The sequence below is a fragment of the Streptococcus sp. 2342 genome (assembly GCF_013276795.1).
Taxonomy (GTDB): domain Bacteria; phylum Bacillota; class Bacilli; order Lactobacillales; family Streptococcaceae; genus Streptococcus.
On sequence record NZ_VMLR01000003.1, the window covers coordinates 249,993 to 265,596 of the forward strand.

The 15,604-nt window shown below is 38.6% G+C and carries 13 protein-coding genes; 5 read left to right on the forward strand and 8 right to left on the reverse strand.

Going from position 1 to position 15,604, the window contains the following annotated elements; all coding sequences use genetic code 11:
• Positions 1–1,524: an N-acetylmuramoyl-L-alanine amidase family protein gene (locus HT689_RS03800; protein WP_173251617.1), complete on the forward strand. Its 1,524-nt coding sequence runs from the start codon at positions 1–3 to the stop codon at positions 1,522–1,524.
• Between the two features lie 232 nt (positions 1,525–1,756).
• Positions 1,757–2,449 (forward strand): histidine phosphatase family protein, encoded by a 693-nt coding sequence (locus HT689_RS03805; protein ID WP_173251620.1) that lies wholly within the window; start codon positions 1,757–1,759, stop codon positions 2,447–2,449.
• 101 nt (positions 2,450–2,550) lie between these two features.
• On the opposite strand, the gene HT689_RS03810 is transcribed toward HT689_RS03805, so the two are convergent.
• The 6 genes from HT689_RS03810 to HT689_RS03835 all read right to left on the reverse strand — a co-directional run bounded on the left by HT689_RS03810 (position 2,551) and on the right by HT689_RS03835 (position 10,257).
• Positions 2,551–4,209 carry an iron ABC transporter permease gene (locus HT689_RS03810; protein ID WP_173251624.1) on the reverse strand — a complete coding sequence of 553 codons (1,659 nt, stop codon included), beginning with the start codon at positions 4,207–4,209 and terminating at the stop codon, positions 2,551–2,553.
• Entirely contained in the window at positions 4,199–5,290 is a 1,092-nt protein-coding gene (locus tag HT689_RS03815) for an ABC transporter ATP-binding protein (RefSeq protein WP_173251626.1), read from the reverse strand. The genes HT689_RS03810 and HT689_RS03815 overlap by 11 nt, the downstream gene beginning before the upstream one ends.
• 12 nt (positions 5,291–5,302) lie before the next feature.
• Positions 5,303–6,349 (reverse strand): ABC transporter substrate-binding protein, encoded by a 1,047-nt coding sequence (locus HT689_RS03820; RefSeq protein WP_173251629.1) that lies wholly within the window; start codon positions 6,347–6,349, stop codon positions 5,303–5,305.
• 161 nt (positions 6,350–6,510) lie between these two features.
• Positions 6,511–7,551 (reverse strand): ABC transporter substrate-binding protein, encoded by a 1,041-nt coding sequence (locus HT689_RS03825; protein ID WP_173251631.1) that lies wholly within the window; start codon positions 7,549–7,551, stop codon positions 6,511–6,513.
• Between the two features lie 293 nt (positions 7,552–7,844).
• The gene (locus HT689_RS03830; protein ID WP_173251633.1) at positions 7,845–8,615 is read right to left on the reverse strand and encodes a response regulator; all 771 of its coding nucleotides are present in this window, start codon (positions 8,613–8,615) and stop codon (positions 7,845–7,847) included.
• Entirely contained in the window at positions 8,608–10,257 is a 1,650-nt protein-coding gene (locus HT689_RS03835; RefSeq protein WP_173251635.1) for a histidine kinase, read from the reverse strand. The genes HT689_RS03830 and HT689_RS03835 overlap by 8 nt, the downstream gene beginning before the upstream one ends.
• Positions 10,258–10,404: 147 nt before the next feature.
• Between HT689_RS03835 and leuS the strand changes: the two genes are divergently transcribed.
• The 3 genes from leuS to HT689_RS03850 all read left to right on the forward strand — a co-directional run bounded on the left by leuS (position 10,405) and on the right by HT689_RS03850 (position 14,140).
• Positions 10,405–12,906, forward strand: coding sequence for a leucine--tRNA ligase (leuS, locus tag HT689_RS03840; protein WP_173225177.1), 2,502 nt, complete (start codon positions 10,405–10,407; stop codon positions 12,904–12,906).
• Between the two features lie 110 nt (positions 12,907–13,016).
• Entirely contained in the window at positions 13,017–13,712 is a 696-nt protein-coding gene (locus tag HT689_RS03845) for a GNAT family protein (RefSeq protein WP_173225180.1), read from the forward strand.
• 11 nt (positions 13,713–13,723) lie between these two features.
• Complete coding sequence (locus HT689_RS03850; RefSeq protein WP_173225183.1) at positions 13,724–14,140, forward strand: GNAT family N-acetyltransferase; 417 nt, start codon at positions 13,724–13,726, stop codon at positions 14,138–14,140.
• A gap of 835 nt (positions 14,141–14,975) precedes the next feature.
• Here the strand turns inward: HT689_RS03850 and HT689_RS03855 are convergent.
• On the reverse strand, positions 14,976–15,068 hold the full coding sequence (locus tag HT689_RS03855) for a type I toxin-antitoxin system Fst family toxin (protein WP_173225186.1): 93 nt from the start codon (positions 15,066–15,068) through the stop codon (positions 14,976–14,978).
• Between the two features lie 339 nt (positions 15,069–15,407).
• Positions 15,408–15,500 carry a type I toxin-antitoxin system Fst family toxin gene (locus HT689_RS03860; protein WP_000969509.1) on the reverse strand — a complete coding sequence of 31 codons (93 nt, stop codon included), beginning with the start codon at positions 15,498–15,500 and terminating at the stop codon, positions 15,408–15,410.
• Positions 15,501–15,604: the final 104 nt, after the last annotated feature.

Below are 15,604 nucleotides of genomic sequence, written 5' to 3' on the forward strand. Positions count from 1 at the left end.
ATGAAAAAAGAAATGAAACATGCTTTAGTAGCTTTAGGACTGTCAACTTTACTAGTCCCAACTTTTGCCAGTCAAGTAGTTTCTGCGCAGGAAGAAAGCCATGAAACTACCACTAGTGTGAGTCCAGAAGAGGTTAATAAAAAAATTGAGGAAACGAAGCAATTTTTAATTGATTTGATTAAACAAAATATCTTTGAACAGGTTGATCAAGGAGACTGGGATACAGTTTCTTTTTCCAAGAGTGATGTAAGCTCTATTAGAGATAAATTAAGAGAAGAACTTAATTATAGGTTACAAGATTTCATGGGAGAGTTAGAATATATAAGGAAGTATAGTTTAGAAGGAAAAATTCCTTTGGAAGAGTTACCAAATATTTTATCAGAGTTTAAGAACAAATCTAAAAAAAACTACATTGATCGTTATAGAGAAAAAGATAATTTTTTTGGTCATAGAATGAAGTATATTGTTGCTGAACTTGCTATACTAAAGAAAATGAATCTGGTAATTTCTCAAATAAATAATGATTCTCACTATACAGAATTAGAGAAAAAAGAAATGTTAGCTAGAGTTTCAAGCTACTACGCACCTGGTTTTCATCAATCTGGTTTATATGTTGATAGTGATAAGTATTTAACTTTATTTAATAATCAAGATAATTTAAATACTTATCTTAAGAAAGTTTCTCTATTTTTATCTAACAATCATTATCCGATTTCTACAGTACCTAAGGAAAAAAATATACGGGAAATTAATGCTGTTGCCTTTATGGAGAAGACAGCCATTAGTAATGACGATACACTTTCGAAAGCAGAAAAGATTTCTATGTTTAGTAAGATTGATGATATAGTTGAAGAAGGGATACATAAAGTCAAGAAGGAAGCTGGTCTTTTACATGAGGAGAAACCTGAATTAGTACACATGCTATCCCCTGAAGAGTTATCTGTATTTACTAAGCGTATCGAAGATGTTTACCAAGGAAAAGCTAAGCCTAAGGTAACAAAAGAAGAGGCTATTCAAGCAGTTTCTACTGGAACTTCATCCTCAGTTTTATCTCAATCTAAATCTAATGTTACCACTAATGGAGAGACTAAGAAAAATCATCAAGCAAGTAAGTGGTTTAAAGAGTCTGGAAAATGGTACTATAATGACCTTTCTGGTAACCTTGTAAGAAACCGTTGGGTAGGCCGTTATTATCTAAAAGCAGATGCTTCAATGGCTGCAAGTGAATGGATTTATGATGAAGACTATAAGAGCTGGTTTTATGTAGATTCAACTGGTAGTTATGTGGAGAAAGCTTGGCAGGGCGAATACTACCTAAAACGTGGCGGTTACATGGCTAAGAGTGAGTGGGTATTTGATTCTCAGTATGATAGTTGGTATTATCTGAACCAAGATGGTAAGTATGCTCGTAACCAATGGATTAAAGATGGGGATAAGTGGTATTACTTGTTAGCTGATGGAAAATTGGCAAAAAATATGACCATTAACGGCTATAAAGTAAATGAAAAAGGTGAATGGGTATAATTTTTTAAGTTCTATTTAAGGTTAGCTGTGTATACTATAATCATTAAATAAAGACCTCCTAATATTATTTGAAACAGATAACACTGATTTAGTTTGAATTTGATTTTCATCTAATATCTTTATTTAATAGAACTCCTAAACTTTTTCATAATAATCTCCTGCAAAAGTCGCCTGTCTGGGTGGCTTTTGTTTTATCATCCATGATATAATAGAAGCAAACGGAGGACGGAAAATGGTAAAAGTACGATTGTATTTGGTACGTCATGGCAAGACCATGTTTAACACGATTGGTCGCGCGCAAGGCTGGAGCGATACTCCCTTAACAGCTGAAGGTGAACGAGGGATTCAAGAATTAGGAATCGGTTTGCGAGAATCTGGTCTACAGTTTGAACGTGCTTATTCCAGTGATTCAGGGCGCACCATTCAGACAATGGGAATTATCCTTGATGAACTTGGCTTGCAGGGGAAAATCCCTTATCGCATGGACAAGCGTATCAGAGAATGGTGTTTTGGTAGCTTTGATGGAGCTTATGATGGTGATCTTTTCATGGGCATTATTCCTCGTATCTTTAATGTGGACCACGTTCACCAATTATCTTATGCTGAACTGGCTGAGGGTTTGGTAGAGGTCGATACAGCTGGTTGGGCTGAAGGATGGGAAAAACTCAGTAGCCGAATCAAGGAAGGTTTTGAAGCAATTGCCAAAGAAATGGAAGAACAAGGCGGGGGCAATGCCCTCGTTGTCAGCCACGGAATGACTATTGGAACCATTGTTTATCTGATCAATGGTATGCATCCGCATGGTCTAGATAATGGTAGCGTGACGATACTTGAATATGAGGACGGTCAGTTTAGCGTTGAGGTTGTCGGCGATCGTAGTTACCGAGAACTAGGACGGGAGAAGATGGAGGAAGCCTCTATTTAATCAGTCTAGACTTGCTTGCTCTGAACTAGGGATTTGATAAGAATATCAAGACAAGAAAAAACAGCCGAGGGTAATCCTTTCGGCTGTTTTTGATGGGGAAACTAAAGTGTAATGCTATTGCTTTTAGAGATTTTCATAAACAAGAGCAAGGAAGCTACTGTTAGAATAGTCAAGATAGTTGACAAGGCTGCGGCTACACCGTAATTTCCTCTGAGAACCTCTGTATAAATGGCTACAGTCATTGTTCTTGTTTTGACATTGTAGAGGAGGATAGAAGTGGAGAGCTCTGAAATCATTGTGACCCAAGATAGGATGGCTCCAGAAATGATACCAGATAGCATCATTGGAGTTGTAATCTTAGCAAAGGTATTGAGACGACTACTTCCTAAGCTTTCAGCGGCTTCTTCAATACTTGGGGCTATTTGTTGCAAGCTAGCAACAGATGAGCGAATAGTATAAGGTAATCTTCTGACAGATAGGGACATAATCAAGATGAAAGCAGTTCCTGTAATCATAAGAAATCCACTTCCAAATAGGCCAGTATTGAAGGAAGAAATGAAGGCAATCCCTAGAACGGTTCCTGGTACAATATAAGGGACCATACTGAGGCTGTCAATTAAGTTTGTAAACAAATTCCGTTTTCTAACAGCTAGGTAGGAGATAAATGTTGCGAAAAGGACAACTAGGACTAAGGCAATCAAAGGGATACGAATAGTATTGAAAATAGCAGATCCCATACGATTGAAAGCTACCTTGTAACTGTTTAGAGAATAGCCTTTGACAAATACCATACCTGATGTTTTTAGGAAAGAGGTATAAATCAAGTAGATTTGAGGTAAAACAGAGATAAAGATAATTCCGTAGACTGTTGCATAAATGGCAGCCATTTTTCCTTTTGTAGTTTTTTTAGGCTCAATTGGATGGAGCGAATTCATGCTGAAACTGTAGCGGTTTGCAATGTATTTTTGGATAAGGAAAATCGCCAAGGCAATGATAATCGCCATAATGGCTAAAGCAGATGCAAAAGCAGAATTTCCTCCAACCTCGCTAATGAATTGGGTATAAATCAGGACAGGGAAAGTCCGATATCCTTCGCCAATCAACATAGGCGTTCCAAAGTCTGAGAATGCTCTCATAAATACAAGCAGGGCAGCAGCTAGTAAGGTTGGAACAAGGAGAGGTAAAACAACCGTTACGATACGCTTAAATCCGAAGGACCCCATGCTTTCAGCGGCTTCAAGTAGGGAATTGTCAATGCTTTTCATTGTTCCAGCAACGTATAGAAATACCAGTGGGAATAGTTGCAGTGTAAAGACAAGTACAATTCCTTTGAATCCATAAATATCGATAGCTGGAAGATGAAGGGTATTTGTCAGGAATTTAGTAATGACCCCATTTCGTCCCAGCAAGAGAATCCAGGAGTAGGCTCCCACGAAAGGAGCTGACATGGAAGCAATGATAATCAATATTTGTAGAAATTTCTTCCCCTTGAAGTCATACATAGAGAAGAGATAAGCTAATAGGGTTCCTACAACTAAGGAAGTGACAGTAGCGGTAATGGAAACCTTGAAACTGTTGACAAGTGTCTCAGAGTAGTAGGCTTTACCAAAGAAAGTGACAAAATTAGCTAGTGAGAATTGCCCTTCATGTATAAGTGCTTGCTTGAGCACGGTAACGATAGGATAAACGAGAAAGACAAGATAGGTAAGAAAGATGAAGAAAGAGGAGGCTGTCCAAATATTTAGTTTTTTACGTTCCATGGTTGACTCCTTTTATCAGGTTTTGGGAACCATCTGCAGAAAAGACGTTTAATTTTTGGGTATTGATTCGTAGACGAATACGATCGCCTTTTTGTAGATCTTCTTCAAAAGTTGATTCTTCACTAACTTGAATTTTTGAGGCAAAGCCTGTCTCGATGAAATACTCCGTATTTAGTCCAAGATAGACGCTATCGCTAATAGTTCCTTCAATATCTCCAGATTCATCTTTGATAAATTCTTCTGGACGAATGCTTACATGAATAGCTTGTGCCTCAGCATGATCAAGAGCTGGCATTCGAAGGGCATAGCCATCTGAAAAGACGATATAAGCGCCATCGCTCCGTTTTTCGAGATTGGCAGGGATAATATTTGTGCGTCCGATAAAGGTTGCTACAAACTCATTAGCTGGTTTATGATAGAGTTCTTTTGGTCGGCCGATTTGTTGGATCACCCCATCTTTCATAACAGCAATTTGGTCTGAAATAGCCATAGCTTCTTCTTGGTCGTGGGTCACATAAACAGTTGTAATTCCCACTTCGTGTTGGATTTCTCGAATAGCTTGACGCATATCCAAGCGAAGTTTGGCATCTAGGTTACTAAGTGGTTCGTCCATGAGGAGAACACTTGGATTAACTGTTAAGGCACGTGCCAAGGCGACACGTTGTTGTTGTCCACCACTGAGTTTATCGGGCTTCCGATCCGCATATTGAGCAATTTGCATGAGTTCAAGATATTTATTGGTCTGTTGGATCAATTCTTCTTTAGGGACTTTCTTTTGCTTGAGACCAAAAGCAACATTATCTCGAACAGTCAAATGTGGGAAAATAGCGTAGTTTTGGAAAACCATCCCGATATTGCGTTTGCTGGGTTCCATATTATTGATTTTTGTATCATCGAAGTAAAATTCTCCGCCTTCGATACTGTTGAAACCTGCAATCATACGAAGAAGGGTCGTTTTCCCACACCCTGAAGGCCCAAGAAGGGTAAAGAGACTTCCTTTTGGAATTGTAATGTTCAAATTCTCAATAACAGGGACATCGTGGTAGATTTTTTTGGCGTTAATAATTTTGATCTCACTCATAGTGAACCTCTTTTACTGTTTAGATTGGATATCTGTAAAGACTTCGTTGTATTTCTTAACGATATCTGATTTATTCTTGATGACATAATCATAATCTTCAGTGAGTGTTTTGATTTTGTCAATTGGTTTCATGTTTTCGCTTGTTTTAGCATTTTTACGAACAGGACGATTAGTAGTGGTTGTACCAAGTGTATCTTGTACTTCTTGAGAGATAATAAAATCGATAAATTTCTTGGCATTTTCCATATTTTTCGCTTTTTTAACGATAGCAGCACTAGCAGGTAGGAAGACGGTTCCTTCTTTTGGATAGACTACCTTGATATTAGCCCCGTCATTTAAGAGTTTAACTGCTGGATCTTCATAAGAGAGACCAACAGCCATTTCTCCATCAGCGACTGCTTTATAGACACCAGATGAGCTTGAACCGATTTTCCCATCAATAAGTGTGAAGAGATCTTTTACATAAGACCAAGACTTATCATCTTTGTAACCACCTTGAGCTTGTAGCATATTTGTTAATTGAGCAAAGGCGCTAGAAGAGTTTGCTGGGTCAGCAGTTGCAATTTTTCCTTTTAGTTCAGGTTTGAGAAGGTCGCTATATCCTTCGATATTCATGCCTTTCGTTAAATCAGGATTGACGATTAAAACACTACCATCTAGTGTATAAGGAGTAGAGTAGCCAGTTGTGTTTTGATATTCTTTGATAACATTATCATTTTCTTTTGAAGTATAGTTTTCAAAGAGTTCTCCGTGGGTAGCATATTGTGTATAAGAACCACCAAAGATGACATCAGCTACAGGAGCTTCTTTTTCTGACTCTAGTTTTTTGAAAAGTTCTCCAGTACCAGCTTGAATCAGTTCTACTTTGATACCATATTTTTCTTCAAAGGCAGGAATAGTTGCTCCGATTAAGCCCTCTGAGTTTGGTGAATAAACGACTAGCGAACCGCCGTCTCCTTTATCAGATGAATCGCCATCGGCAGATTCATTAGAAGAACAAGCAGCAAGACCAAAAAGAGCTAGTCCGCAAGCAGCATAATACATCCATTTCTTTTTCATGATGGATACCTCCGTTGTGTTATTTAAGTTTATTTTAAAATAATGTAAGCGTTTTTAAAACCGATAATTCTATTCTATTAGAGTAAAATTCTCTACAAAAACGGAAGTAATCTTTTGATTTTATAGCAGGGTTTGACAGTTAATCACTAGTAAGTCAAATTTTATTTTTTAGATTGGATATCTGTAAAAATATCATTGTACTTTTTAAGAATGGCGGATTTGTTTTTAATGACATAATCGGAATCTTCAGTGGCAATATTGATTTCTGTCATAGCCTTCATATTTTTATTGGTTTTAGCATTTTTACGAATAGGTCTAATTGTAGTTTCAGTTCCTAGCTTATCTTGGATTTCTTGAGAAAGGAGGAAATCGATAAATTTCTTAGCGTTTTCCATATGTTTGGCATTTTTGACGATAGCAGCGTTACCAGGTAAAAAGACGGTACCTTCTTTTGGATAAATAACTTTTACATCAACTCCGTCGTTTAAGAGTTTTAAGGCAGGATCTTCATAGGTGAGCCCTACAGCCATTTCCCCATCGGCGACAGCTTTGTAAACATTTGAAGAACTAGATGCAATCTTTCCATCTACCAGGGTAAATAGATTTTTTACATAGGTCCAAGCTTGTTCATTTTCGTATCCACCTTGATCGACAAGCATGTTTGTTAATTGAGCAAAGGCGCTAGAAGCATTACTTGGATCAGCAGTAGCAATTTTTCCTTTTAATTTAGGATTGAGTAGATCATTGTAGCCTTCAATTTTTATATCTTTTGTAAGAGCTGAATTGGCAATGATGACACTGACATCAAGTGTATAGGGAGTGTAGAATCCTGTTTTATTTTGATATTCAGGGATTATCTGGTCGTTCTCTTGGGAAATATAAGGTTCAAAAAGTTTTTCGTTAGAAGAGAAGAGGGCGTAGGAGCCTCCGAAAATGACATCAGCTACTGGGGATTCTTTTTCGGCCTCAGCTTTTTTGAACAATTCACCCGTGCTGGCTTGTACTAAATCAACCTTAATACCATATTTTTCTTCGAAGGCTGGGACTGTTTCTTCGATAAGGTCTTCAGGGTTAGGCGAGTAGACAACCAAAGTGCTATCTGAATCTTTTTCAGCGCTAGTTTCCGCTTCTATAGGTGAAGAACATCCTGATAAAGAAAGGAATATCCAGCCACAAGAGAGAAAGAATAGTATTTTTTTCATAAGTATCTCCTTTTTTTACGAACATTTTCTCTACCTAGATTGTTAATGTCTTTAAATTGTAGAGTTCTACAGGATATAATAAAAACCTTAAAGAAATCTAAAACGGGAAATAGAAAATGGGTATCTCGAGCAAGGATGGGTACACTGTAACTGGGATTTCGATGGTAATCCTCTTCAAAACACGTCGCTTTATCTGCAATCTCAAAGCTATGATTTGAGTAGTTAGCACTTTGATTTTCATTGAGTAAAAGTACAAAATAAAAAGATTGCTAGAGTTGAGCAATCTTTTTACATCAATGATTTTTATCCATGAGTTTTAATTCTTTTGGAGAAATATGGAGATACTTTTTAAAAACTTTGGCAAAATATTTATAGTCTGAAAATCCAACTTGTTCAGAGATATCGCTTAAGGGAGAATTAGGGGACTCAGCTATTTTATCTATAGCTTGCTTGAGGCGGTAGCGTAAGATATATTCATTTAGCGTCATTGGGAAGTCTTCTTTGATAACCTTATATAGATAACTTTCGCTATACCCTAGATTCTCTGCAATGCTAGAAATGGTAAAGTGCATACAGTAGTGTTGATGAACAAATTCAAGAATTTGCTGAATGATTTGGTTTTGTGTATCAATTTGTTGGATAGAGGTAAGTAAAGTTTGATATTCTTCTAAAAAAGGAGTTTCTTGACGAGTGCTAACTCGTAATCGCAAAACAATTTTTTGAAGACATTCTGTCACCTCCTTGGTATCAATTGGTTTGGATAAGAAATCAACTGCTCCATATTGCATGGCTTTTTTGGCATTTTGAAAATCATTATAACCTGATAAGATAACTTTTTCATAGGGGAGGGTACGAGTGGCTTCGAACATCATAAAAGCATCCATAATTGGCATTGTGATGTCTGTTAAGACAATATGAGGTTCTTTTTCTTGGATGAGTTTCATTCCCTCTTGACCGTGACTGGCAGTTCCTACGACTTGGATACCTAAGGCAGAGTAGTCTACGGCAATCTCTAGCCATTTTCGGATGAGGTGTTCGTCTTCTACGATAATGAGCTTAAACATGAGTTAGTCCTTTCGTTACAAATTTGACCCAAGTTTCTCCTTGGCGATTGACTCCTAAATCTAGCTGGACATCAGAAAAGAAATTGCTCAATCGTTTGTAGCTGTTCACGATGCCATGCTGGGTATGAGGGCTTTCTAAAGAGTCTAAAATAGCGAGTCGCTCTTGTTTGGTTAGTCCTCCAGCATTATCCTTGACTAAAAAAGTTAGAGAATCTGCTTCCAAGGTAATTTGGATATCTATATGAAGATCAATACGGTATTGCATCCCATATTTTATAGCATTTTCTACTAGAGGAAGCAAGAAAAGCTTAGGAATAGGCTGATTATCGACAGTTTCTGGGCAGACAATATCATAGGAAAAGTGCTCGAAACGAATCTTATGAATAATCAGGTAATCCTCTATAATCTTTAAATCCTGACAAATGGTTGTTTCTTTTTCTAAATCGGTGATACTGTAGCGAAGAATGCGCGTGAGATTTTGAATTAGATCTTGTGTGAGAGCGGCATCCATTAAAGAAGTGATTTTAATCGTCTCAAGTGTATTGTAGAGAAAATGAGGATTGAACTGAGCTTCCAGCATTTTTCTTTCAAAAATCCACTTTTCTTTTTCTATGGTCAACATTTTTTGATGAAGTTGATCTAATTCGTACAACATATTGTTGATTTTTTCTGCCATAAACTCAAACTCATCACCTGTTTGTAGAGAAAGCCTTTTTTCTGCTTGTTTGGGAATTTCTTGAAGTTGGTAAACCAAGCTTTCAATAGGAACAGCGTTGTGTGTAGCAATCTTATGAGCAATTCGTCTTGCTTGCCAGAAGTAGAGGAAGAATATACATAAGGTGAGAATGGAGGCTAGGCCGAGTAAGCTAGGAATGGGAAAAAAGGATTGAAAAGTATAGATTGAAAAAATAGAACCGACTTTTTCTTTTTGAACAATAAGCGGTTCATTCGCATACCAGTGGGTGCGAGAGTGTAGGAGTTTTTCATCAAATTTTTCAAGAGTGGAGCGAGTAAACTGATTTGTATTGTTGGAGAACATATTTCCAAAGCTATCGGTAATGATGTATTTGGAATTGATCATTGGGAAACTTGAGATGAAATCATTCTCATTTACGAAAGCAATAGTATAGGCCTTAACTCGTTGGTTTTGAAGTAGTGGTTTGATAAAGAGTGTGTAGTGTTGCTTGTCTGAAGAAAGTGCAATTTTTTCTGTAACTTTATCTTGAGAAGGATTTTGAATGAGCAGTTTTAGATAGTAGGGTGATAAAATACTTTCTTGATGATTTCGATTGGTACTAAATAGTAATTCACCTGTATCACTTAGGATAATGAGATCAGAACTAAGTTTTAATTTAGCTTTTGTCTCGTAAAATAAGCTAAAGACTTCTCTCTCTGTGTGTTTGCCATCCAAAAATCCTGGAATCATTTTATGGTTCATAGTAGTCAGGAGCTCATTATTGGCTTCTTTCATTTCTTGAACCTGTTTTACAATCTGTCTCGTATCTTTGGAGAGTTGCTGCTTTTGTAAAACATAGGAAAAACCAAAAAGTAAAATGAGTAGTAAGAGTGAGGTCACAAAGGCTGCGATAGAGCTTCTATGGAGAATTTCTTTTTGGAGAGATTTTTTAAAGGAATGAGACATCCGCTACCTCCTTGGAAGGGTTTTCTGTTATAAGTATAGCAGTTTAAAAATTCTAGAGCAAGGTAAAATAGAAAAGTATAGAATAGAACGAGACCAAATTCCCTCAAAAATGGTATAATAGTAACATCACAAAATTGGAGAGAGACCATGAGTTTTTACAATCATAAAGAAATTGAGCCTAAGTGGCAGGGCTACTGGGCAGAACATCATACATTTAAGACAGGAACAGATGCATCAAAACCTAAGTTTTATGCGCTTGACATGTTCCCTTATCCGTCTGGAGCGGGTCTGCACGTAGGACACCCAGAAGGTTATACAGCAACGGATATCCTCAGCCGTTACAAACGTGCGCAAGGCTACAATGTCCTTCACCCAATGGGTTGGGATGCCTTTGGTTTGCCTGCAGAGCAGTATGCTATGGATACGGGGAATGACCCAGCGGAATTTACGGCTGAAAACATTGCTAACTTCAAACGCCAAATCAATGTGCTTGGATTCTCTTACGACTGGGATCGTGAAGTCAATACAACAGATCCAAACTACTACAAGTGGACCCAATGGATTTTCACTAAGCTTTATGAAAAAGGCTTGGCCTATGAAGCGGAAGTGCCAGTAAACTGGGTTGAGGAATTGGGAACAGCCATCGCCAATGAAGAGGTTCTTCCTGATGGAACTTCTGAGCGTGGAGGCTATCCAGTTGTCCGCAAGCCAATGCGCCAATGGATGCTTAAAATCACGGCCTATGCGGAGCGTTTGCTCAATGACTTAGATGAACTTGATTGGCCAGAGTCTATCAAGGACATGCAACGCAACTGGATTGGGAAATCAACTGGTGCTAATGTAACTTTTAAAGTTAAGGGAACCGACAAGGAATTCACCGTCTTTACCACTCGTCCTGATACCCTTTTCGGTGCGACTTTCACTGTTTTGGCTCCTGAGCATGAACTAGTAGATGCCATCACAAGCACAGAGCAAGCAGAAGCAGTTGCAGACTATAAACACCAAGCTAGCCTCAAATCTGACTTGGCTCGTACCGACCTTGCCAAAGAAAAAACTGGTGTTTGGACTGGTGCTTATGCCATCAATCCTGTCAATGGTAAGGAAATCCCAATCTGGATTGCGGACTATGTTCTTGCTAGTTATGGAACAGGTGCGGTTATGGCTGTGCCAGCCCATGACCAACGTGATTGGGAATTTGCCAAACAATTTGACCTTCCAATCGTAGAGGTGCTGGAAGGTGGAAATGTAGCAGAAGCTGCCTACACAGAAGATGGACTTCACGTCAATTCAGACTTCCTAGATGGACTCAACAAAGAAGACGCTATTGCCAAGATCGTGGCTTGGTTGGAAGAAAAAGGTTGTGGACAAGAGAAGGTTACCTACCGTCTCCGCGACTGGCTCTTTAGCCGTCAACGTTACTGGGGTGAACCAATTCCAATCATTCATTGGGAAGATGGAACTTCAACAGCTGTCCCTGAAAGTGAATTGCCACTTGTCTTGCCTGTAACCAAGGATATCCGTCCTTCAGGTACTGGTGAAAGTCCACTAGCTAACTTGACAGATTGGCTTGAAGTGACTCGTGAAGATGGTGTTAAAGGTCGTCGTGAAACCAACACCATGCCACAATGGGCAGGTTCAAGCTGGTACTACCTCCGCTATATTGACCCACACAATACTGAGAAATTGGCCGATGAGGATCTTCTCAAACAATGGTTGCCAGTGGATATCTACGTGGGTGGGGCAGAGCATGCCGTTCTTCACTTGCTTTATGCTCGTTTCTGGCATAAATTCCTCTATGACCTCGGTGTTGTTCCAACTAAGGAACCATTCCAAAAACTCTTTAACCAAGGAATGATTTTGGGAACAAGCTACCGTGACCACCGTGGGGCTCTTGTGGCGACTGACAAGGTTGAAAAACGTGATGGTTCTTTCTTCCATGTGGAAACAGGAGAAGAGTTGGAGCAAGCACCAGCTAAGATGTCTAAATCGCTTAAGAACGTTGTTAATCCAGACGATGTGGTGGAACAATACGGTGCTGACACCCTTCGTGTTTATGAAATGTTTATGGGACCACTCGATGCTTCGATTGCTTGGTCAGAAGAAGGTCTGGAAGGAAGCCGTAAATTCCTTGACCGTGTTTACCGTTTGATTACAAGCAAGGAAATTGTTGCAGAAAACAATGGCGCTCTTGATAAGGTCTACAATGAAACAGTCAAATCTGTCACTGAGCAAATCGAGTCTATGAAATTCAACACAGCTATTGCCCAACTGATGGTCTTTGTCAACGCGGCTAACAAGGAAGAAAAACTTTATGTAGACTACGCCAAAGGCTTTATCCAATTGATTGCCCCATTTGCACCTCACTTGACAGAAGAACTCTGGCAAACAGTTGCGGCAACAGGTGAGTCAATCTCTTACGTGGTTTGGCCAACATGGGATGAAAGCAAATTGGTTGAAGACGAAATCGAAATCGTCGTTCAAGTCAAAGGAAAAGTTCGTGCCAAACTCATGGTCGCTAAAGACTTGTCACGCGAAGAATTGCAAGAAATTGCTCTCGCTGATGAAAAAGTCAAAGCAGAAATTGACGGTAAGGACATCATGAAAGTGATTGCGGTACCGAATAAATTGGTTAACATTGTTGTGAAATAAGATAGGAATCCTTCAGAGTAGAATCTGGAGGATTTTTTGAATTTTCTTATGAAAGTATGATATACTATGGGCAACTATAAAGTTTGAAAAGCGAAACAAGGAGAAGAAAGATGCCAGTAAACGAATATGGTCAGATGATTGGTGACTCAATGGAAGGTTATACACCAGGTGAATTGCCTGCTATTGATTTCTTAGAAGGACGTTATGCTAGGATAGAGGCTCTTTCAGTGGAAAAGCATGCAGAGGACTTGCTAGCTGTTTATGGCCCTGATACTCCTCGGGAGATGTGGACCTACCTCTTTCAGGAGTCAGTGGCAAATCTGGAGGAGTTGGTTAGCCTTTTAAATCAGATGTTGGCTCGTAAGGATCGTTTTTACTATGCGATTGTAGACAAGGCAACTGGTAAGGCTTTGGGAACATTTTCTCTCATGCGCATTGACCAGAATAACCGAGTAATAGAAGTGGGAGCTGTCACTTTTTCTCCAAAACTCAGGGGGACACGGATAGGGACAGAAGTCCAGTATCTACTGGCTCGCTATGTTTTTGAGGAGCTGAACTATCGTCGCTACGAGTGGAAATGCGATTCCTTAAATCTGCCATCCAGACGAGCAGCGGAGCGTTTGGGCTTTGTCTATGAAGGAACCTTTCGTCAGGCAGTGGTTTATAAGGGGCGTACAAGAGATACGGATTGGTTGTCTATGATTGATAAGGACTGGCCTCAAGTCAAATCTCGTTTGGAAACATGGTTGCGTCCTGAAAATTTTGACCAAAATGGACGACAGTACAAGAGCTTGAGAGAGCTTTAAGAGGTGTTGAGATGATTACTATTAAAAAGCAAGAAATTGTCAAGCTAGAGGATGTTTTGCATCTCTATCAGGCTGTCGGTTGGACAAATTATACCCATCAACCAGAGATGCTGGAGCAGGCCTTATCTCATTCGCTTGCTATGTATTTAGCGTTTGATGGCGATGCTGTGGTGGGCTTGATTCGTTTGGTTGGAGATGGTTTTTCATCAGTTTTTGTACAGGATTTAATCGTTTTACCTATCTATCAGCGTCAAGGGATTGGTAGTCTCTTGATGAAAGAGGCTTTAAAGGATTACAAAGATGCCTATCAAGTCCAGCTGGTAACAGAAGAGACAGAAAGCACCTTGGGATTCTATCGTTCTATGGGTTTTGAAACTTTATCCACCTATGATTGTACAGGAATGATTTGGGTAAACAAAGAAAAATAAAAAACTTGTTTTTTCTTAAGCAAAGTTTAAGGATGGTCTAGTATTATATAGTCATTAAATAAAGACCTCCTAACTTTATTTAATGAAATCCTAAAACTTTTTTTCATCATAATCTCCTAATGAAGTCACCCAATCAGGTGACTTTTTTGTGGGGTGAGGTGATGGTAATAGAATTTTTTTGTAAAATAGTAAAATATGAGAAAAGTTAAGCTAGTTTTAAGCTTTGTCTAGTATCATATAGTTATTAAATAAAGACCTCCTAACTTTATTTAATAAAATCCTAAACTTTTCTTTTTCATAATAATCTCCCTTAACTCCACCCAATCAGGTGGAGTTTTTTGGCTCTATTTCAGGCTTTTGGAGAGTTTTCTAAACATCATTTTCCGATATTTTTCGATATTTTTCGGATTTTGGTCGGGGAATTGGCGGGGACTTTTTGAGATTTTGGCGGGGATTTTTTAGCGAATATGGCTAAGAAATAGGTCTGTTGTCGCTTCAGCTATTTCAAACTCAATTTGATTGTAAGCGACTGTTAATTGAAGGACTGAAACTGCTGTAATAATGATTTTGCTTGTCCAGTAGTGGCGTATTAAATGAGGAGTGACATGTAAGGTTGTCTATTCGTTTACTAAATCAAAATTTCTATGAAATTGATAGAATCCCTAATTTTCTCTTAAACTTGAAAGTCTTGTTGTACGGCGGTTAAAGATGATGTAAAACATTGACAAAATGTGTGAACTATGGGATAATAAAAGGGAATTAAGTATTGTGTCTATATCATAGGCTAGAAAAGACCCCAAGCTCACGTCCAAATAAGCTTGGGGTCTTTTTGACACTATTTGTCCTTGTTTAGCCATTTATCGACTATATGAAGAACGACACCGACCACAATTGGTCCGATGATAGTTTTAAGTATTGTATCCATCATGGGCTATCTCACCTCCTTTCACAGGCGGTGTAGAAGTGCCGAATAATATTATACCACATAAGTGCTAAACTTAGGAGTCCCCAATCAGGTGGAGTTTTTTGGCTGTCTTTCAGGCTTTTCGGAAGTTTTCTAAATATCATTTTTCAATAGCTTTCTCTAAATCTTATAAACTTTATTGGACAGATTCTAAAGTTGGAGAAGCTGAATGGATGAGGATATAAACCTTTGACAAATTTTGTGAACTATGGGATAATAAAAGGGAATTAAGTATTGTGTCTATATCATAGGCTAGAAAAGACCCCAAGCTCACGTCCAAATAAGCTTGGGGTCTTTTTGACACTATTTGTCCTTGTTTAGCCATTTATCGACTAAGCGAAGAACGACACCGACCACAATTGGTCCGATGATAGTTTTAAGTATTGTATCCATCATGGGCTAATTCACCTCCTTTCGTAGGCGGTGTAGCAGTGCCGAACAATATTATACCACATAAGTGCCAAACTCAGGAGTCACCTAATCGGGTGGCTTTTTTGTTT

Bases quoted from the DNA above. Each gene is read 5' to 3' on its own strand.
- HT689_RS03800 (WP_173251617.1), top strand. From the start codon at position 1: ATGAAAAAAGAAATGAAACATGCTTTAGTAGCTTTAGGACTGTCAACT.
- HT689_RS03805 (WP_173251620.1), top strand. From the start codon at position 1,757: ATGGTAAAAGTACGATTGTATTTGGTACGTCATGGCAAGACCATGTTT.
- HT689_RS03810 (WP_173251624.1), bottom strand. From the start codon at position 4,209: ATGGAACGTAAAAAACTAAATATTTGGACAGCCTCCTCTTTCTTCATC.
- HT689_RS03815 (WP_173251626.1), bottom strand. From the start codon at position 5,290: ATGAGTGAGATCAAAATTATTAACGCCAAAAAAATCTACCACGATGTC.
- HT689_RS03820 (WP_173251629.1), bottom strand. From the start codon at position 6,349: ATGAAAAAGAAATGGATGTATTATGCTGCTTGCGGACTAGCTCTTTTT.
- HT689_RS03825 (WP_173251631.1), bottom strand. From the start codon at position 7,551: ATGAAAAAAATACTATTCTTTCTCTCTTGTGGCTGGATATTCCTTTCT.
- HT689_RS03830 (WP_173251633.1), bottom strand. From the start codon at position 8,615: ATGTTTAAGCTCATTATCGTAGAAGACGAACACCTCATCCGAAAATGG.
- HT689_RS03835 (WP_173251635.1), bottom strand. From the start codon at position 10,257: ATGTCTCATTCCTTTAAAAAATCTCTCCAAAAAGAAATTCTCCATAGA.
- leuS (WP_173225177.1), top strand. From the start codon at position 10,405: ATGAGTTTTTACAATCATAAAGAAATTGAGCCTAAGTGGCAGGGCTAC.
- HT689_RS03845 (WP_173225180.1), top strand. From the start codon at position 13,017: ATGCCAGTAAACGAATATGGTCAGATGATTGGTGACTCAATGGAAGGT.
- HT689_RS03850 (WP_173225183.1), top strand. From the start codon at position 13,724: ATGATTACTATTAAAAAGCAAGAAATTGTCAAGCTAGAGGATGTTTTG.
- HT689_RS03855 (WP_173225186.1), bottom strand. From the start codon at position 15,068: ATGATGGATACAATACTTAAAACTATCATCGGACCAATTGTGGTCGGT.
- HT689_RS03860 (WP_000969509.1), bottom strand. From the start codon at position 15,500: ATGATGGATACAATACTTAAAACTATCATCGGACCAATTGTGGTCGGT.